The sequence below is a fragment of the Spiroplasma clarkii genome (assembly GCF_002795265.1).
GTDB lineage: Bacteria > Bacillota_I > Bacilli_A > Mycoplasmatales > Mycoplasmataceae > Spiroplasma_A > Spiroplasma_A clarkii.
In genome coordinates this window covers 507571-527095 of record NZ_CP024870.1, presented here as the reverse complement: position 1 = coordinate 527095, position 19525 = coordinate 507571, and the positions used below count along the sequence as shown (strand labels likewise).

General features: G+C 26.9%; 18 protein-coding genes. 1 reads left to right on the top strand and 17 read right to left on the bottom strand.

What is annotated here, in order from left to right; translation table 4 throughout:
- The 16 genes from SCLAR_RS02335 to SCLAR_RS02260 form a co-directional block, all read right to left on the bottom strand.
- Positions 1 to 2388 (bottom strand): carbohydrate ABC transporter permease, encoded by a 2388-nt coding sequence (locus SCLAR_RS02335; RefSeq protein WP_100254343.1) that lies wholly within the window; start codon positions 2386 to 2388, stop codon positions 1 to 3.
- 16 nt (positions 2389 to 2404) lie between these two features.
- Complete coding sequence (locus tag SCLAR_RS02330; RefSeq protein WP_100254342.1) at positions 2405 to 2899, bottom strand: hypothetical protein; 495 nt, start codon at positions 2897 to 2899, stop codon at positions 2405 to 2407.
- A 9-nt stretch (positions 2900 to 2908) separates the two neighbouring features.
- Positions 2909 to 3829 carry an ROK family protein gene (locus SCLAR_RS02325; RefSeq protein WP_100254341.1) on the bottom strand — a complete coding sequence of 307 codons (921 nt, stop codon included), beginning with the start codon at positions 3827 to 3829 and terminating at the stop codon, positions 2909 to 2911.
- A gap of 1 nt (position 3830) precedes the next feature.
- The gene (locus SCLAR_RS02320; protein WP_100254340.1) at positions 3831 to 5207 is read right to left on the bottom strand and encodes a glycoside hydrolase family 1 protein; all 1377 of its coding nucleotides are present in this window, start codon (positions 5205 to 5207) and stop codon (positions 3831 to 3833) included.
- A gap of 142 nt (positions 5208 to 5349) precedes the next feature.
- Positions 5350 to 6129 carry a MurR/RpiR family transcriptional regulator gene (locus tag SCLAR_RS02315; protein ID WP_100254339.1) on the bottom strand — a complete coding sequence of 260 codons (780 nt, stop codon included), beginning with the start codon at positions 6127 to 6129 and terminating at the stop codon, positions 5350 to 5352.
- A gap of 185 nt (positions 6130 to 6314) precedes the next feature.
- Positions 6315 to 8330: an ATP-binding protein gene (locus SCLAR_RS02310; protein WP_100254338.1), complete on the bottom strand. Its 2016-nt coding sequence runs from the start codon at positions 8328 to 8330 to the stop codon at positions 6315 to 6317.
- 20 nt (positions 8331 to 8350) lie between these two features.
- Positions 8351 to 8875 (bottom strand): P-loop NTPase family protein, encoded by a 525-nt coding sequence (locus SCLAR_RS02305; protein ID WP_100254337.1) that lies wholly within the window; start codon positions 8873 to 8875, stop codon positions 8351 to 8353.
- 218 nt (positions 8876 to 9093) lie between these two features.
- Positions 9094 to 9816 carry a DDE-type integrase/transposase/recombinase gene (locus SCLAR_RS02300; RefSeq protein WP_146637825.1) on the bottom strand — a complete coding sequence of 241 codons (723 nt, stop codon included), beginning with the start codon at positions 9814 to 9816 and terminating at the stop codon, positions 9094 to 9096.
- Between the two features lie 125 nt (positions 9817 to 9941).
- Positions 9942 to 10238, bottom strand: a complete 297-nt coding sequence (locus SCLAR_RS02295; protein WP_100254336.1) for a transposase — start codon at positions 10236 to 10238, stop codon at positions 9942 to 9944.
- Positions 10239 to 10588: 350 nt separating this feature from the next.
- Positions 10589 to 12199 carry a hypothetical protein gene (locus SCLAR_RS02290; RefSeq protein ID WP_100254335.1) on the bottom strand — a complete coding sequence of 537 codons (1611 nt, stop codon included), beginning with the start codon at positions 12197 to 12199 and terminating at the stop codon, positions 10589 to 10591.
- 167 nt (positions 12200 to 12366) lie between these two features.
- The gene (locus SCLAR_RS02285) at positions 12367 to 12807 is read right to left on the bottom strand and encodes a PTS sugar transporter subunit IIA (protein ID WP_157795128.1); all 441 of its coding nucleotides are present in this window, start codon (positions 12805 to 12807) and stop codon (positions 12367 to 12369) included.
- Complete coding sequence (locus tag SCLAR_RS02280; protein ID WP_100254333.1) at positions 12788 to 14650, bottom strand: fructose PTS transporter subunit IIB; 1863 nt, start codon at positions 14648 to 14650, stop codon at positions 12788 to 12790. The genes SCLAR_RS02285 and SCLAR_RS02280 overlap by 20 nt, the downstream gene beginning before the upstream one ends.
- The gene (locus SCLAR_RS02275) at positions 14650 to 15507 is read right to left on the bottom strand and encodes a class II fructose-bisphosphate aldolase (RefSeq protein ID WP_100254332.1); all 858 of its coding nucleotides are present in this window, start codon (positions 15505 to 15507) and stop codon (positions 14650 to 14652) included. Before SCLAR_RS02275 ends, SCLAR_RS02280 begins: the two co-directional genes overlap by 1 nt.
- An 11-nt stretch (positions 15508 to 15518) precedes the next feature.
- Entirely contained in the window at positions 15519 to 15962 is a 444-nt protein-coding gene (locus tag SCLAR_RS02270) for a PTS glucose transporter subunit IIA (protein ID WP_100254331.1), read from the bottom strand.
- Positions 15955 to 17511, bottom strand: a complete 1557-nt coding sequence (locus SCLAR_RS02265) for a PTS ascorbate transporter subunit IIC (RefSeq protein WP_100254330.1) — start codon at positions 17509 to 17511, stop codon at positions 15955 to 15957. The genes SCLAR_RS02270 and SCLAR_RS02265 overlap by 8 nt, the downstream gene beginning before the upstream one ends.
- A 1-nt stretch (position 17512) precedes the next feature.
- The gene (locus SCLAR_RS02260; protein WP_100254329.1) at positions 17513 to 17806 is read right to left on the bottom strand and encodes a PTS sugar transporter subunit IIB; all 294 of its coding nucleotides are present in this window, start codon (positions 17804 to 17806) and stop codon (positions 17513 to 17515) included.
- A 136-nt stretch (positions 17807 to 17942) separates the two neighbouring features.
- Between SCLAR_RS02260 and SCLAR_RS02255 the strand changes: the two genes are divergently transcribed.
- Positions 17943 to 18674, top strand: coding sequence for a MurR/RpiR family transcriptional regulator (locus SCLAR_RS02255; RefSeq protein ID WP_100254328.1), 732 nt, complete (start codon positions 17943 to 17945; stop codon positions 18672 to 18674).
- A 206-nt stretch (positions 18675 to 18880) separates the two neighbouring features.
- On the opposite strand, the gene SCLAR_RS02250 is transcribed toward SCLAR_RS02255, so the two are convergent.
- Positions 18881 to 19330 (bottom strand): hypothetical protein, encoded by a 450-nt coding sequence (locus tag SCLAR_RS02250; RefSeq protein ID WP_100254327.1) that lies wholly within the window; start codon positions 19328 to 19330, stop codon positions 18881 to 18883.
- Positions 19331 to 19525 lie beyond the last annotated feature (195 nt).

The window sequence follows — 19525 nt, the reverse complement described above, 5'->3', positions numbered from 1 at the left end:
TTAAACAACTCCTTTCTTAAATGCTTTCATGTTTCTCATTCCCATAAATGCCATTGAAACTGTAAATAATGAGAAAATAATAATAAATGCAGCTCCAAGACCATAGCTGTAATTTTGTTGATCATTTGTTATTTTATAAACAAATGAAATTAAAATATCTGTGATGCCAGGGTTACCAGCCATCAATTCACCATTACTACTCAAAACTGAACCATTAGAATTAAACAGTGCAATTATTCCAAAATTAGAAAATGCTCCTGTAAATTGACCAATTAGTAATGGACCCGTTTGACTAAAAAGAATTGGGAGAGTAATTTTAAAAGTCTGACTTGGTTTGCTTGCTCCATCAATCTTAGATGAATCATAAAGATCTTTTGAAATTCCTTGTGAAACTCCTGTAAATAATAAGAAGATATAGGTTTGTGATAGTCATGCATTTACAAAAATTAATGCAATTCTTGCCAATGCAAGTTCTGTTGTTCAGCCATAAACCCCAAAAATTTTATTTGTGAAATTATTAAAAGTTTGTGATGAAAACAAAATACTAAATAACAATACCATCACAAATCCCGGAACTGCTCCTGGAAGAATCATAATTAGTCTAAATATTTTTTTACCATACATTCTTTCATTATTAATTAGTAAACAAAATATTGTTCCTACTACAATTCCACCAAAGCCTGCAAAAATTACTCAAATTATTGTTCATTGAAAAACAAATACAAATGATGATCCATACTGTCCACCAAAGATTTTTTTAAAATTATCAAATCCTATTCAGCTAATATATTGTCCAGGATTGGCAGGGTCACTACCCTTTCCATAATCAGTAAAGGCTATAACAAAAGTTGCTACAACTGGGAAAACTACAATTAATAGAATACCAATTAATGAAGGTAAAGTTAGCACATACGGCACGCCTTGACTTTGCAAATATTTTCTTGTATTCATTCACAATGATGGTCTTCCACCAATTTTAATTTGTTTTGTTGTTATCCATGAGTTATAGTAATTAATTGCAAAGAAGGCAATTACAATAAATAATAATAGCATTCCCAAAATACTTTCAACAAAGTAGAATCTCCCATCAATATCAAAGAAATTATCGGTTGTTTCTGCACTTTTCCCAAAGTCAATTAAACCAAATATCCCATTTCCTCCAACATTGCCAATACCAAATGAATATAACAATAAAATGATGGCAATTGGTAAGCCAACAAAAAACAATAATGATCCTTTAATATATTGCTTGTTAATAAACTGACAAACACCAGGGATTATTCCCAATGTTATTGAAAGATTTTTGATTAAACTTCCTCTTTCAATTGGTAATGAATCTCTAAAGTTTGAAACATTTGTTTCAAACATGACTTTATTTTTTTTGAGTTTTCTTTTGTAAGAACTTTTTGAAAATTTAATTTTATCTTTTATTAAAGTAATACTATTTTTGAATTTGATATTATTTAAACTATCAAAATATTCAAGTTTTAAATCATCAATTTCATTTTTATTTGTGGTAAGTTTTAAGCTTTCTTTAAATTCATTTCTAAGTTTTTTTAACTTTACTTTTATCTCAGAATTAATTTGAGTCTTATTTTTTTTGTTCTCTTCTAATTCTGATTGAAGTTTAATAATTTCTTCATTATGCTCTTGAGTAAGAATGTTTTTTTCTTGTACATAATCTCTTTTAAAGATTAAATAATTATGTGCAAACTCAATGTCATAATCAAAGATCTGATAATTTTTATAAATTTCAATTTTTTTGTCAATTTCATTTTTACCTAATTTTTTAAGTTCACCTTTAAATAATTTTTTGGCATCATTTAATTCTTCAGGTTTGTATTTAGAACTTTTCTTATAAAAAACAGTATCATCATTTGAAATAATCATATTTACTTCTTTAAATTTTCTGATTGCAATTTTATAACTTTTATTTATAAAATTATTTTGAAATTTGTAAACTTGTTTTGCTTCTCATAATAAAACATTTAATCACTTCTTATTGTAAAAAGTCTTGAAATCTTTTATCTCTTTTACTCTTGTTTGATAACTCATTGTTGCAAGTTGTTTTCTTGCTGAAATATTAATCATATTTTTAAGATATTGATCATCTTTGTTTTGAAATTCTTCTTCAACTTTTGATATATCAATAATAAATTTATTATCCTTTTCAATTAAAAATTTATTAAATTCATTTGTTTTATAAGTTGAAAAATTATTTTTAATTTTTGTTTTTAAAAAATCTGTTGCATTTATAAAAAACTCATTATAACCAATAGCAGAGTTGTTGTAATTGTATTTATCAATATCATTTAGTTGTGAAATAACAACTTCAATTGGAGAATTATCAATTCACTCTTTTACATCATTTAAATTTTTAAATTCCAAACTGCTCCCCTCTTTTCTATATTTTTAAATAATTTTTAGACCTCATATTTGATCTTAAGATTAATTTACTTTTTTGAATATTTTTGTGAAACAAGAACATCCCAACAATGATTGAAAAAACGATTGCTAAATTAAATCCATCAAAGACTCCAAATTTTTTATATAAAATTATTGGAGCAATTAAAAATCCAATTCAGACTGCATTTCAAATTATAATAAATAGATAACCTCATTCCATTTTCTTGACACCAAGTATCACAAACAATAAAAATGTCATCAATAAGAGCATTGTAGAAATATATTGAAACATTCATTGTCTTTTAATTAAAAATACAAAGTCTTCAATTTTTTGAGTTTCGCTAATTGTAATACCAGATTTAATTGCTAGTTCTTTTGCAATTGCTATATCTCATAGCATATGTGCTGTTGTAAAAATAATATAAGCAATTGCAGCAATTACAAAAATATACAAGACACTTTTTTCAATGTTAGCTTTATTGTTTTTTTGCATTTTAATCTCCTAACTACTTACCAATTTATAAAACATTCCATAACATCCAGCTTTATTTTCTAAAGTACAAGACTCAATAAATTTTGGGTATAAGTCTTTTAACTCTTGTTCTTCATAGTAATGTGCTAATTTTAATTTGATTAAATCAACAAAAATTTTATCACTACTAATTCCACCACCAATTAAGATTGCATCAGTATCAATGCAAATATTTATGTTAAAAATCATTTTTGCTAATGCTGTGGTTGTGTTTTCAACAACTTTTAATGCATGTTTGTCTTTTTTTAAGTATTGTTCCATAATGGTTTTACCACTAACTTCTTCAATTGGTTTACCAATTGCTTCAGCATATTTAATTCTCATTTGCATTGTTGAACATTCTCCAGCAGCTTCAGCATCGTCATCTCATTTTAAGTTGGCATACATTTTTGAAAATTCACCAGCTAATCCATTAATTCCACTGTGGATTTTTTCATCGATAACAATACCTCCACCAATTGCAGAACCAATGGTTATAATAATTGCACTATTAAGTTTTCGACTTAATTTAAAATTGTTGTTTGAAAACTCCCCATATGCTGCAGCTTTTGCATCATTTTCAATAACTAAATTAGTTATTAGTTTATTTTTTTGTAGATATTGTTTAATATCAAGATCTTTTCAATCCAAGATAAAAGATCTACTTTTAACTTGAAAGTTTTGACTATCAATAATTCCTGGAATACAAATTCCAACTTTTACTTTTTCATGATTTTTACAAATATATTCATCAATGTGATCAAGTAAGTCAGTTAGTTTCACAAAATATTTATCCAATGCTAAATGATTGTGATGTAAATAATCAACAATAAGTTCCTGACCTTTTGAATTAAATTTAATAATTTTTATTCCCATTCCTCCAATGTCAAAGGTTAATATGTTTTCTTCCATTTTAAAATCCTTTCTTTACAGATAGTTCCTTAAATCATGTGGCTGATTTTTTAGGAATTTTTTTATAGGTTTCAAGATCTAGTTGAATTAATCCATATCTATTTTTATAAGCATTCATATAAGACCAACTATCAATTGGAGTTCAAATCAGATAACCACTACAATTTGAACCTGCAGTTATTGCTTTATGAAGCTCTTTTAAGTGTTCCTGGTAAAATTCAATTCGATAATCATCAATAATTTTACCTTCAAATGTATAATCAACAGCTTCATCTTCAATGGCAATACCATTTTCAGTTATGAATCATTCAATGTTGTGGTATTTATTTTTCATCATCATACCAATTTCATACATGGTATCAGGTTTGATAATTCAACCTCTAGATTTATTCATTGTGACAATAGGCTTGTCTCAATTTGAAAAATATCTTTCAAATTTTTTTAGATCAGCATTAGGTTTTGGTTCTTTAATGTAACTTGGAATATAATAATTTATCCCAATCCACATTGATTTATTTTTTGAAATCAAGTCCAGGTTTTTACTTAAGTTATTTGAACAACCAAGTTCATCAATCATTTTAAAATATAATTGTGGAACTTCTCCATTTGCTAATGGAATTAACAATGACTCTTCTCGATATGCTGTAAAATATTTCACAGCCTCAAGGTCTTTTTGATTTAATGAATTTCTTGGATATGCAGGACTTAAATCAACCACTATTCCAACTTTTACTTTTTTATTTGTTGTTTTTAAATAAGCAATTGTTTTTGCAGTGGAAATAATAACATTGTTGATTGCATCAAAATATTTTTGCATATTAAATTCATGAGGATAAAAACCACCTTCACCTTGTACTAAAAAACATGAACCACATTGAATGATAGGTTCATTAAAAGTTGCTATGAACTCTAATTCAGCCCCATATTCATCAATAATAAATTGTGACATTTTCAAGAATTTGTCTACAAATACCTCACTTGCCAATCCACCTTCTAAAGCCATTCATTCAGGCATATCAAAGTGCATTATTGTCATCATTGGTTTGATGTTATTTTTTTTCATTTCTGCAATTAGTTCATGATAGTATTTAACCAAAATCGGATTTGGCTTTACATCAGCAGTTGGGAATAACTTTGATAATGCAAAGCTATGCCTAATTGCATCAATTCCACAGGCTTTTAATAAAACTAAATCTTCTTTGTATGTATTCATAAAATCACAAGTTTTATGATGACCAATTTTGTTAAAAAACAAGTCAGATTTCTTTTCTCAAACTAGATCATAGTTTGAACGATATGCTTCAAATGGTCCTTGACCATCATTTTGAATTGAAGACATTGAGCCTCCAAAAACAAAACTATCTTTAAATTTAATCATTTCTGTACCTCCACAATTAGAATATGATATTTAACTCCAATACTGGTGCACTTGGTCTGATATATTTTTATCTTTTTCAAACTATATGTGAAAAATTTCACAAACTAATAAATTTTTGATCCCTTTTGGATATAGTCTAGATTTATGTTTTGGTTTCTAAAAAATACTCAATAAAAATTAAATCTAGTATATATTGCACTACGAATCTTGATGTACAAGGTACCTCTTTTTCATAGGCTGGCATCAAGGAAATATAATTTCCGTATAAATGCATATCCACTTGTTCTTTTCAACTAAAAGTTTTGGTAGCTGTAATTGCCACAATTTTTTTAGACTTAAAATTTTGTGTAGCAAAATCTATGACTCTTTTTAATGTTTCAGTTTGTCCAGAAACTGAAAGTAAAATAAACAAACTTTCCCTACTTCTATTGATATATTTAAGTTCTTCAAAGTACTTTACACATATTACATTTTTTTGAATCTTTTTAAATTTCTTTTCAAAATCACTACCAACAATCCCCATGAACCCTTCTCCAAAAATTATCACCTGACGATATAATGAAATAGAATTAACCATTTCTCCAATATCTTTTTTATTGATTGAAGCAAACGTCTCTCTAAGTGACTTGGTGTAGATTAACTCTTCAATGGCTTGATGAGTATTTGTTTGTTGATCATTTTGATACAGCTCATTTGTTAAAAGATCTTTTTGTAAAAAAAACTTTAGTTGCTTAAAGCCTGTTATACCAAGTTTGTTTAAGGTTTTGTCAATCATGCTTGTGCTGACATTTAAGTTTTGCGAAATTTTTGATATGGTAGTTTTAAAGACTTCCTCTTTGTTTTCTAAGATATAATCTGAAATTTTTCTTTCTAAGTCAGTTAACTTAGTTTCATTTGTTTTTATTATTTCTTCTAAATTCATTAAAATTCACCCCTATAAGCAATTATAATGGAAAATATTCAAAACAAAAAAATAATCCTAGATTACCAAATAAATTCATTTAAAATCCTTCATGTAATTACTAACATAGTTATAAATTAGAATTTGACAAAATAACTAAAAACCCCCAAGATTCACTTGGGGGTTTGTATTAAAAAGCAATTATATTATTTTTTAATGTACTTTTTCATCCTGTCAACTAGTTCTTCGAAGTTTAGTGCCATCATTGGTGAACTGATGGCATTTGAACTGTGTCTTAAGTAATTTGAAATCTGTTTTGCCATTTCAATATTTACATCACCTTTTTGATTATTAATAGCTTCAATAGTTTTACTAAATATGATTGTTCTTGCTATATTTAATGAATTTAAAAGTGTGAAATCAGATTCATCATTTAAATTTTTGTCTCAAAAATTTATGTTAAAATCTAACTTTGAATTGTTCACTATTTCTTCAAAATCTCTTAAAATATTTTCTATAACTTTGCAATTTTCTGCTGCCCCCATTAAATCTAGAATATCTATTTTTTTATTTTCAAGTTCTTTAAGATTATTTTTCCACCTATAATATATAAAATCCTTTAAAGAAATAAATTTACTTACCAATTCACCATATTTTTCATTATTTAATTCTGATTTAAATTTCTTATATATTTCATCTGTATAGTTTATAAAATCACTAGTTTCCCATTGTAACTTTTCAACAAGTTTTACTTCAATAACCTTCAAAAGAATAACTATAAATGATCCAATTATTAACTCTCTATCACCAAGTTTAATTTCTGGTATTAGTTTTAATAAAATAAGCAATAACAAATTATCTGACATATTGAATATTCTATGATCTATTTCAATTAATTTTGCATTTGTTAAAACAAACATTTTAATGTAATCTTTATTCTCTGTTTGTTGTAAATAAATATTTGAAAAATAGTAATTGTGTGTGAGAATTACTAAATTTATATCATTTTTCCCAATATATTTTCTAATTAATCATTTTATAATAAAATATGAATACAGATCTGAGCCATCTACAACATCATCAAGAACAGCAAAAATTTGTTTTTTAGAGAAATTATTCTTTAATTCCATAAGTTCAACAAGGTAAAACATTAGTGCAACCAAATTTCTTTGTCCATAACTTATTGAATCGACAATGCTTTTGTTATTAGAATCAACAATATCCAATAATGGTTTATATTCAGTATTAGTTATAGCTGTTGATGGTTTGATTATTACCTTTAGTCCAAAAGGATTGATATTCAATTTATCCATTTCTTCGAATTGCAGATTAATTTTATTTGCAATAACTTCTAATTCCTTTTTTTCTAAATTAGTTATATGTTTATTTAATTCTTTTTTTTCAAAATAAAACAATTTATTTTGCATTATTGGCTTTATGCATTCTATCTTATCTTTTAAAAATTTTTTAAAGATATTTTCATTTATGTTACTTTCATTAACTTTTATACAATCAAAATTTTTGTTAGATTCACATTCCAAATAAATTTTAATATTATCTTGAATATTTCTATCAATATCAATTACTTGACTCAAATATTCAGCTATGAATTTATCCAATAATCTAACTTCTTTAGATAAAATGCTAGCAAAAATTGGTTGATATATCTCGCTAGCAAAAAGTTCCATTGCAATTCCACAAATTTCCCCAATGGTTTGTTTGATTGTAACATTAACTTTATTTTTTGTTTCTTCAATTCTATTAGATAAAATTTTATTAACATTATCAATTATTGTACTATTATCAGAATCCCTCTTATTTGAGCAATATAGGCAAGTCTTTTCAATTCCCAAATTTTTATGGATTTTAGTACCTGCCTCACACCATTCATTGATACCTATCATATCTTTATTTCTTAAATCTATTTTTGTATCGCTATTTCTTTCTAGTACTTTGCTTATTTCTGACATACATATCTCATAATTATGTTCACTATCTAATAATTCATTATAGTTTTCAATTAGATTACCAATTTTTGTATATGAGGTGCTTAAGCACTTTGATAGTGGGTCAATTACTTTATTATTAAATCTGTCAACTAAAGTACTGTGAAAAATTTTTATTACTTCACTTTCAAATTCATTCTCATCAATTTGATTTGATAGTGAATAAATATCATCATAACTTATATAGTCTAAATAAGAATTTTCTATGAATTTCACGAGTGTATCTACAGGTTTTTTTACATTGCCATATGCATTTTGCTTTGAAATATTAGACTTAAATTTTTTTTCATTTCTTCTAATAAGTTATTTTCTAACTCTCTTATTACTTCCAAATTTATCTTCGTCAAGTTTTTCAATTCATTAAAAGTGCTTGCATTTTTTCATTCATTAAAGGCATTAATAAAAGCATCTTTATCAATACCTATCTCATAAATTTTATCCTTTGCAACACCTATTTTTTTTAAATCTTCATTAACAAAAAATCTACTTTTTATTTCTTGTAATTTTGCAGGAATTTTTATAGTTCCATCTTCTTTAAAATTTAAGATAACACTATTTATGTAGTTTTCACTAAATGTAAAAAATATCTCACCAACATTGCTATTTTCTAATTCGGAAATATTGTCTAATTGTTGAGAAATTGTGGTTTTGCCTGAACCATTACTTCCATATATATAGGTAATATTTGTACTTATATGTAAATCTAATTCTTGAGAGCTTTTTGACTTTAACTTTATTTTTTTATCTAATTTTATGCACACATTAATTCATGTCCTTTCTAAACTTATTTAAAAAAAATATGATTTGTTTCATTAAATCAATTTTCAAATTTTTTATATAAGCATATTTAAATTTTAGAACTTAAATATCTATTGTATAAGTATAGTTTACAATATTTTCAACTTATATGTTGAAACTTTAAAAATTTTTTTACTTTAAAATTATATTGACAGGTAACCTTTTTCCGGACACACATATTTTACAACTTTATTCTCACATAATTGTAAAATTTTTGATATAAACTTGCATTTAGCTGATACTCAGCAAGTCCTTTATAACAGTAATTTTCTTTTAAGCATTCTCTTTTAAAAACTGATCAAAACCCTTCAATCCAACCATTATCTGTAGACTTGGCTATTCTTGACATGCTTGGAATCAAATTAAAGTACATTAGCATCAACTTATAATTATATGCTTTAAATTCAGAACCATTATCTGAGTGTATTACACTGTTTGGCAAGAAGACACCAAATTCATCAGTCATTTTTAGAAATGATTTTTCTACAAGTTGATTCCCTTTATTTTTTTCTGTTACTAAACCAAATATTTTTTTCATTTTAATATGATAAAAACCACAGGTATAGTATCTTTCACCATTGAATTCCTTTTCTGTTATGTCTACTGAAAAAACATCACCATACTTATCAAAATTTTCAGGATCAGTTAACAAGTTTGGGTATTTACCAACCTTTTCAGGTTTTGCTACCTTATTTTTTCATTTCACATGATTATTGGTGGAGATGCTTCTCATTTTAAAGTATCTCAATATTTTTTTATGTGATGACTTAGCTATCCCCTTAGTGAGCAAATCTATTGCAATTCTTTTACAACCATAGGTTTTTCCTGAATCAATAAAGCTCTGCTCAATATTTAAATAAAAATCATGATCATAATATCTTACCCTAGGTTTCCCTTGCTTCACTCATTCATAGTATGTACTTTTTGGAAGTTGAGCAATTTTTAATAAGCCATTTTTAGGTATTTTGAATTCATTGTAGATAAATTCCTCAACAACTAAGCATTTAATTATATTAAGCTCCCATTTAACTACTTTTTTTTACTTATCAGGGCCTCAATTCTTTTTTGCATTTCATTTCTAGTTTCTAATTCGGCATTTTTCTTCTTCAGTTCTTTAACTTCATTTCTTAAAATTATTAGTTCTTCTTTATCAGCTGAATTTGGTGCCCCAAGACCATCAATTCCAGATTGATCATACTTTTTACACCAATTTAAAAGTGTTTGATCTGAGATGCCATAACTTTTAACAAAATTCTTGGCCTTTGTCTTGCTCTCTCTAAATTTTAAAATTATTTTTTCTTTTTGCTTTGCTGAGTAATGTCCCATAAAAAAACCTCTTTCCTAACAATATTATTTTACATTCAATATAAATGTAATTTAATTTTTTGTCCGGAAAAAGGTGGAAGTACACTTTAAAATTATATTTTAAGTCTATGAAAATAATATATAACACTAAAACTGTCTTAACCTTTAGGACACACTTAAAAAAATATATGCCAATGTGCCTTTTTATCACTGATTGCTCTATAAATATACCAAGAAAAATTCTACAAAGCCTAGTAATTAATGATTAATTTAAAATCCTTCATGTAATTGACACATAATTACTAATATAGTTATAAATTAGAATTTGACAAAATAACTAAAAACCCCCAAGATTCTCTTGGGGGTTTGTATTAAATTCTTGTATTATTCATAAAATATTTCCCTATTGCATTAGCGTTATTTGAAAACTCTTCAAATCCAAAAGCAATATTCATAAAATTAAATTGAATTTGTAGCCCTGCATATTCATAAGGGTTTTGATCATTTGGCACTTCTCATCCTGATTTCTCAAGGCCATTTTCCACAAATATTGTTGAAAATTTTATAGCCAAATTTTCTCTAAAAATAAATGTACCACTGCTATCAAATGAGCAAAGTTCTAATGAATAATTTCCTTGATATCCTATTTTTAGTAACTCTTGTCTAGATTCATTGGCACCTGAAATTGTTAATGAAAGGATACTACCCAATTTTGGATAATTATCATTACTATATGTTCAACATTCATCACCATTAGAGCTAACTACTGAATAAAAGGCATTATCTTTAATATCTTGTCATAAATCTAAACCAGTTTGTTGATTAATTCCACTAAAAGCCAGAGGAATCTCATAACTTGTTGTTATTTTTGGTGCTTCAACCCCCAAGTTTGATTGAAATGATGATATTCCTGCAATTATGTTTTTGTAAATAGCTTCTCCTAAATATGAGTTTACAAGATTTGTTGATGGTAATAGTTCTTCTCCAGATAATGAAAAAATATAATTAATTTTAAAGTCATTTATCGTAGTTATAAACTTATCAGTAGTTATTTTTATGCCCCCAAGAGTTGCTTCACCCATTAAAAAATTATCAATTTTAGCATAATTGCCTCTATAATCCTTACCTTGTAATTTTTGTGAAAAGTTTGTCTCAAAGTCATTGTACATTTGAGAAATATTTTGATCTAAATAATCAAAAATTTGATTATTTACTTTTTGAACTCCTGATTTAAAAGTTATATCACTGCCATCTTCATGTATTTCTCTTAAAACTGCATGTTTTGTTTCTAAAACATTAGCTTCTGTATTTTTAAAAAATACATCTGGTAGATTTTGTGGTTGGTATTTTGCTAAAACCTCTTCACCAACAAGATTCATATTACTTAAGTCAATAGAAACATTGGTAAAATCTGAAAAAAAGTCACCCTTTAGGTCTTGAATTATGTTTTTAAACTCATCACTACTATAAAAATCATCTAATTTAGCAACTCTTATTTGTTTGTTATATAATTCAAACATTTTGTAGTAATCATTTACTTCATAACCTAAATCACCAGCATCAATTCATGTGGCTTCACTATCACCATTTAAAAGACTTTCAGATCCTTTATCTTGAAAATCTTCAACTGCTTTTTCAAAATCATCAGCACCATCATTGGTGTTTTCATTGTCTGTGTCTTCACCGTCTTCTGTATTCTCATTGTCTTCTATGTCTTCACCATCTTCTGTATTCTCATTGTCTTCTGTGTCTTCACCGTCTTCTATATTCTCATTGTCTTCACCATTATCGGTGTCATCATCATCGTTGTCATCAATTCCTGAGCCACTATCTGTGTCTTCACCATTACCAATATCATTGACATTTTCATTGTCGTCAATGTGACCATTATTTTCATTTCCTTTTAATCCGCAAGAAATAGTTGTTGATGCTGAAATTGTGGCCAGACTCAAAATTGATAAGATTCCTAATAATTTTTTCATTTTATCCCCTTTTTTAATAACAAAATAAATATAACATATATTAGTGTTAATTTCAAATACTAAGTATCAAAAAAAATAATTTTTTGCTAAAATAACCAATTATACTCAAATAAAAAACTCTTACTTTAAGAGTTTTTTAAATTAAATATACTTTTCTATCAATATCTCTATTCTGAAAACATTAATTTTAATACCTCTTCAGCAGACTCTAAATTAATAAATTTTTCTCGAATTATTTTGTCTGAAAACGCAGTGGCGAAGCTCTTTAATATACTTAAATGTGAATCAGTGTCTGGTGCAGATAGCACAAACATTGCTTTAACTGGGTGTTTATCTGAATCCAAAAGGAAAGTTTCCTCTTTTAAGTAAACTAATGCTAACTGAGGTTTTAAACAAAACTTACCAGGAGCTGCATGTGCCAAGGCAATCTTGTCACTTAAAACATAATATGGTCCAAACTTTTTGGTTGATTCAACAATTTGTTTTAAAAGTTCTTGGGTGCAAACATTGTTTTTAACCAATAACTCCACTCCCTTACCAATTGCTTCTTCTCAACCAAGTTTTTCACTAACAAATGTAAATAGTTGTTTATCCACTAATTTGTTCATTTTTATAACCTCCTTGAAATTTAAGTATAATTTCATTTACTAAGACCCCAAAAGCTACTGTACCAAATAAGACACACAAATATGCTACTCCCCAAAACAAGACAGGTTGATATAAAAATCCAATTAATGCTCCTAAAGGAGAACTCAAGAAAATAAAGTACTGAATTTTTAAATAGCAGATTCCAAATGACATTAATAGGTAGGTTAAAATTAATGACAAGAGAACAACCTTACCATTTTTTTGAAGATAATTTTGACAACTCTCAGTTTTTGGTAATAAAGTATCTTTCATTAATATTTTAAAGTATTTTTTATCTTTATTAATTAATGCAGATATTCCATAAACAAGATTTGGAAAAGTTGGAGCAAATAATAGTACTGTACCTGAATATAAATAGATTGCCAAAAGACCTTGGCTTAAACTAAATAAGATCAAATTGTAACACAACATCATACTTACTTTATTAATTTTACCTCCTAAATCAATGGTATATAAAACTAATAATAAAAATACTAAGATTTGATTGATGTACCAGTGTTGATTTAAGTAGGCAAATGTTTTAAACACAACCCAATCAATGTGTTTTAAATAATCTAGTAAGTATAAATAATTTGTTAAAAAGATTATTACTAAAACTAAACCGTCAGCAATCATAATTAGATTTTTCTTTAAAATTTGCTTATTAATTTTATTTAAAGTCAATTTACAAATTTGAAAATAAATCATTAAGCCAACAGTAATGTAGATAAATGATCCACAAATTGCTGTGATTGAGGTTAGTTTAAATATTGATGGGATAAAAGCAATTAAAGTTACTCAAAATTTTGTTTCTCCAAAAAGGCTTGCAAGAATATAACTCGAATAAATAGCAATTAATATTGCTGCACTTGTTTGAAGTAATAAATTTAAAGATTCAAATTTAATAATTTCAACATTTAAATATCATTTCAAAAATGATAATAGCCCCAAAACTAGCATAATTAACTTTATTGCAAAGCTAAGATTTATTGTAGTTCCCACAAATGCTGTATAAAATTCTGTACCAGTAATAATTGATTTATTTTTTCTTTGATTTGAAATTACTTTCTTTAGGTTATTTACAACATTGACTGTTGAAGTTTTAATAATATTTTTGTTTAAATTGTAATACTCTTCTAAAACTACTGGTCTATCAATTGCTTGGATAAATATTTTTGCATTCTTAACATCATCTTTGGTAAGTTTATTTTGAATACCATCTCTTCCTCTTGTTTCAACTTTTACTTTTAAATTTTCTTCTCTGCCATAGTTGTATAAAATTTTTTCAGCAATAAAAGTATGAGCCAATCCACTTGGACAACAAGTTATTGCTACAATGTCATAGTTGTTTACTTGCAAAGTTGTTTTCTCTTCTAATTGCATTTCTAAATTTTGTTTTTCATTTTTAAAATCTAAAATGAGTTTAACAAAATCTTTTTGAGATTTCACATTGATGATTTTAGATTTGACAGCAGCATCAATTAATAGATTTGAAATGAAAGCAATAATCTCTAAATGCTTATCACTATTTTCTTGAGTAACAATTCCAAAAATGTATTCTACTGGCTTTTCATCAAGACTATTTCAATCAATTTGCTTTTTAACTTTTAAAAAAACTAAGTAGTCATCAGTGATTCCAGCAACTTGACAATGGGGAATGGCAATTTGATTTCCAATTCCAGTTGAAATAATTTCTTCTCGTTTAATAAACCCATCAACAATATTTGAATTTATCACTTCTGAATCTGTAATTAGGTTGGCAATTTCTTTCAGAGCTTGGTCACGATTAATTGTTCTTGAAAAATTTTTAAATAAATATTTCATTAACCTTTATTTTCAGAATTAAATAATTTTATTTTTGACTCTAAAAGATTTTTAACATTTTTATTTGCTGCACCAAAAAATAATCTTGAATCAGTTTCAGTTGGATGTTCATGTAAATACTTTACCAAGCCATCATGGAAGACCACTTTAAATTCTGTGGCAATATTTATTTTAGCAATCCCTTTGCTAACAACAGTTTTTATTTGTTCATCATTTAAACCTGAACAACCATGCAAGACCAAAGGGATTGTTGTAGTTTTTCTTAATTGTTCAAGTCTTTTTAAATCCAAACTTGGTGCAAGTTTTGTGACACAACCATGAACTGTTCCAATGGAAATTGCTAGGGCATCAATTTTTGTTTGCTTAATAAATTCAATTGCCAAATTTGGATCTGTATAAAAAGCATCAGCACTAGAATGATCATCTTCAGTTCCTTGGATTGCTCCAAGTTCTGCTTCAACACTTATTCCTTTTTTTGAACAAAACTCAACCACATCTTTTGTGATTGCAACATTTTTTTCAAAGTCAACAAGTGATGCATCAATCATAACTGAAGTTATGTATTTATTTTTTTTAATTCTTGTAAAAATATCTTTTGGGTCTTTGTGATGGTCTAAATGAACAGCAAATGGAATTTGATACTTTTTACTAGCTGCACTGCAAAGTCCTTCTAAAATTTCATCACCATAATACTTAATTAATCCTGTGGTAAAAGCCACAATTATTGGTGATTTTAGTTTTGCTGCTGTGCTTAAAATGGTGTCAAAGTGTTCTAGATTTGAAATATTAATATGTGGCACTGCATAATTTTGTGCCACAGCTTTGGTTAGTATTTCTTTTGTGGTTACTAATGGCATAATTTTCCCCCTTATATAATTTGTTCTCCACTTAAATATTCTTTTTGTAATTTAAGTTTGGCAAAGTCAATCTTTAAATCATCGTCAACAATTATTTCAAGAATTGAATTCAATGACTTAATACTGTTTGCCAGTTCCTCTTTATCAATTGTTAGTAGCCGATCTCCAACCGAAACTGGTTGACCCACCACAACTTTCATGTCAAAACCGACTCCAAAGGCTTGTTCTGATTCTTCACCAATTGTTAAGTTGACTGAGACATTATTTTTTTTATTTGAAATTTCATAATAATAGTTAAAAGGTTTAATAACACTAACTACTCCATCAAGTGGAATTTGAAATTTTTCATTTAAAGGTGTAAAAACAATTTTTAAAATAGTTTTATTAGTTACTTTATGAATAGTGGTAGACAATATTTTCAAATCACATGGTGAAAATATTTCAAAATTACTCATTTTTAACTTCCCCTTTTATTTGTTCTTCTTTTGATTTGGCAGCTTTAGTTATTTTTTCAGTTTTAATTTCTGCACTAGTTTCTGCTGTTAAACTTAATTTTTTAATTTTTTTATCTTTAATAGTTCCATCAACAATTAGTCCGACAACTACTGCTGCTAAAACTCCTAGGTAAACATAACCACCAGCTGTTCCCATAAATCCAAAAATAGCACTAAAAGCTCCAAGTAAGTAGTCAGTATCGCCTCAACCAACTTGATTTAGAGTTGAAGCATCGCTAACTTCGGGTAATCATTTTGCTGCTAGAAAAATAATTGGCACTAAGTGGAAAATGATACTTTGAATAAATGGTCCAATGATGGCCCCTAAAATTCCACCTTTAATATTTCCGTATACTGCTGAAGTTCCACCTTGGAAAAAGATGTTCATAATTGAAGGTAAAACAATATAAACAATTGCTTCTACTTGAAAACCAATGGCAAAAGAAATTCCCATTGCAACAAGTGCACCAGCAAATGCTGAAATAAAGCCAATAATAACTGCATTGGGTGCATAAGGAAATACTACTGGACAGTCAACTCCTGGTTTTGAGTCTTTGATCATTCTTTGTGAAACCCCTTTAAAAGCTGGGACAATTTCTGCAATAAAAGTTCTTACCCCTAATAAGATAATTTCTACTGCTGCAGCAAATTGAATTCCCCCAATCATTCCATTAACCAGTCAGTTTCCACTACTTAAAATACTATAAGCAGCACCAGGTTCTATTTTTCCTAATTCATATTTAATTCCAACTGGAATATAAATTGCCATGTAAATAATAAACATTAAGATAGCAATAGCAATTGTTGTGTTTCTAAAAATTGCCAATCCTTTGGGGAATTTAATTGATTCAGTAGATTTTACTTTACCTTTTCTAATTTTGTAAATTAATTCACCAATGTTTGCAGATAACAAGTAACCAAAAGCACCAGTGTGAGCCAAAGCTAATTTATCTGAATTGGTAATTTGTTTTGTTCTTTTTTGTAACATAGCTGGTTGTAAAGTCATATAAATTCCCATACATAATGCTCCAGTAACTACTGCCATGATGTAACCTTCAATAGTGTTAATATTTAAAATTCCCACCATACTTGCAGTTCCAGCTAACATAACTGACATGTAAAATAAACAATGTCCTGATAAATAAATGTATTTAAATCTTGAAAATTTAGCTAATAAAATATTGACTAGCATTGCAAAAATCATTATTAATGAACCAATGGCAACAATTTTAGGGGTAATTTCTGCTAAAATTGCAGCAGTAGCTTCATTTAAAGGTATTGCTCCAGTTAAGCCAAATAGTTCTTGAAATAAAATACTTAAATTTGTTAAAGTTAGAGTTAAAATTGCAGCCCCTGCTTGCATTACTACAAAACCAATAATAGTTTTTAAAGTGGCAGTTAAGGTTTGAGTGAAGCCTTTTTTTTGTAAAATACAACCCAATAAGGCAAATAAACCAAGTAAGATGGCAGGTGCTCCAATAAATTCTTTAAGAAAATTTACAAATCACATACTATTTCTCCTTTATATTCTGTAAAACAGATAAAATCTTTTCATTAACTTCATCAAAATCAATTAAATTAGTTAATGTGAGTTTGTGCCCATATACTACTGTAATTTGATCTGCTAAATCACTACCACAAATCACAATGTCATAATCATTTTCTTGAGTATATGAGTTTAAATTTTTGTGTTCGACATCTGCATTAAGGTTATTTTCATCAATAACTCTTTGGACATTGATTTCAATGACAAGCGATGAACCTAACCCATTACCGCAAACTGTACAAATTTTTAATTTTTTCATTACATGCTCCTTTCACTTTGATAATTGCATAAATTGTAATGAAACAAGTTTTATTAAGCAAAACATGTTCCAATTTTTAAGAATAGCTATAAAATAAATATAAAATAATAATGTAAATAGAATGGAAGTTAAGAATATGAAAATTATTGAAAAAATAATTAAACTTAATGCAAATGATGATACATTAGAGTCAATTATTTCAAAGTTTTTAATTGCAGATCTTAACAATATTAAAATCTGAACCCATAAATACATTGTTGAAAACACCCATTGTTCTAAAGCTACCCTGTCAAGGTATATTAATAAAATTGGGTTTAAAAATTTCAATGAATTTTACTACTCTTTACTTACTGAAAATGAGAAATTTATTCAAAAAAAACATGATCTTGACAATGAGATTGAGTTTAGTACTATCAAGAATATCAAACTTATCTCTGAGTGACTTAATTCTAATAACATTTTTTTAGATCTAAGAGAATTGCTAATTACTAAGCGCCGAATTTTCATTGTTTCAGATGTCTTATCAACTGGAATGATTACAACTTCAATCTTAGATTTTGTTTTCAAAAGAAGTAATGTTCAAATCTTAAATATTAGTAATATGGATGAAACAATGTTAAATCATTTTGATCAAAATGATGTTTTTATAAATATTATTTTAAGAGAATCTGAAAAGTATTTCTCATTGCTTAAAGAATTATTTAATAAAAGAATTATGAGCATTAATATTTCAAATCAACCTAATCTTGCTTATGAAAATAATAAAATATTCTATAATTTAGCCTTACCATGCTTTAAAAAAAATAAGCAAATTTCTGAAATAATATCGATTATTCTCTTATTATCTACTTTAAATGATTACATTTAAAAGTAAATGCCAAGATTTGCAAATAAAGTTACTGACTTTTGTTTCTAAAGGGCATTTTTTTACTTAAATTACTAAACTGAAAATGTAAAGTAAAAAAGAGATTATTAAAATAATCTCTTTTTTGGGATATCAATTGTATTCTAGTTCTATTCTAAATTATTAAATAAGTTATGGTGTTTATACTCAATTGAGTATTTAGATAATAACTAGTTTATTAAATTTTTAAGTTCTTTAATTTCTTGCTTTAATTGACTTATTTCAGCCTGCATTATTAGCTCTCTTTGTCTAAATGCTTCTTCTCTCTGTTTTAATTCATTTATTTCAGCCTGCATTATTGATTCTCTTTTTTGAAAATATTGAAATTGTTTTAACATTAATTCTTCCATCATTTTTTTAGTGCTTGCAATTGCTGCATCAACAAATGGTTGACAACTTCGTGGTATTCCTTCAAATTTGTATTCATTTAATTCTTTTTTATTTGAATCAACATTTTTACCAAACATGTTTTTTTCCTCTCCTGTTAAGATTTTTTCAAGCCTTTCATACTCTGTAATTAGTATATCGTCATATCTACCAATTAATTTTTCAAGTTGCATTTTTATGCTATCCTTATCAATTAAAAGAAAAACTTCTGCAATTTTTAATTTTAAATTCATCTTAAAATTACTTTCGAAAAATTTGTCTAAAGTCTAGTTTGTAAATTTTTTAGGCAAGCAATTCAATTCTGCTCTATAATTAATTATCATCAGTTAAAAATAAAATTTGCTGATTGTCACAAATAACCCTTGATTATATTTAAAGAATGCATAGACTATTTTGCTTTTACTTGGTTTCATTTAAAGTTAAATAAA